This window comes from Kitasatospora indigofera, from assembly GCF_014655955.1.
GTDB classification, from domain to species: domain Bacteria; phylum Actinomycetota; class Actinomycetes; order Streptomycetales; family Streptomycetaceae; genus Kitasatospora; species Kitasatospora indigofera.
Map to the genome: position 1 here is coordinate 1 of NZ_BNBO01000163.1, position 942 is coordinate 942.

Here is a 942-nt window from a genome sequence, read left to right on the forward strand (position 1 = left end):
ATGGGTGAGATTCTCGTCCTCGTCGACCACGCCGACGGTGTGGTCCGCAAGCCGGCCCTCGAACTGCTGACCCTGGCCCGCCGGATCGGCGAGCCGTCCGCGGTGGTGCTGGGCGCCGGTGACGGCGCCGCCGCGATCGCCGCGAAGGCCGCCGAGTTCGGCGCCGCCAAGGTGTACGTCGCCGACGGCCCGGAGTTCACCGACCGGCTGGTCGTCCCCAAGGTCGACGCGCTGGCCCAGATCGCCAGGGCCGCCGACGCCGCCGCGGTGCTGGTCACCTCCTCCGGCGAGGGCAAGGAGGTCGCCGCCCGGGTGGCGCTGCGCCTGGGCTCGGGGATCATCACGGACGCGGTGGACCTGGAGGCGGGTGACGCCGGCCCGGTGGCGACGCAGTCGGTGTTCGCCGCGTCGTTCCAGGTGAGGTCGCGGGTGTCGCACGGCACGCCGGTGATCACGGTGAAGCCGAACTCGACGTCGCCGCAGGCCGCCCCGGCGGCGGGCGCGGTGGAGAGCGTGGAGGTGGCGTTCACCGGCAACGCGGCGACGGTCACCTCGCGCACGCCGCGGGTGTCCTCGGGCCGTCCGGAGCTGACCGAGGCCGCGATCGTGGTGTCGGGCGGCCGTGGTGTGGGTGCGGCGGAGGGCTTCGGCGTGGTGGAGGAGCTGGCGGACGCGCTGGGTGCGGCCGTGGGTGCCTCGCGGGCCGCGGTGGACGCGGGCTGGTACCCGCACACCAACCAGGTCGGCCAGACCGGCAAGCAGGTGTCGCCGCAGCTGTACGTGGCGGCGGGCATCTCGGGTGCGATCCAGCACCGGGCGGGCATGCAGACCTCGAAGACCATCGTCGCGGTGAACAAGGACCCGGAGGCCCCGATCTTCGAGCTGGTCGACTACGGCGTGGTCGGTGACCTCTTCACCGTCCTCCCGCAGCTCACCGCCGAG

Annotated in this window: 1 protein-coding gene; it reads left to right on the plus strand. The window is 74.0% G+C overall.

Annotation, left to right across the window (positions count from 1 at the left end):
- Positions 1-942 (plus strand): electron transfer flavoprotein subunit alpha/FixB family protein (locus IE329_RS39960; RefSeq protein WP_190215981.1); only part of this gene is annotated, 942 nt, incomplete at its 3' end.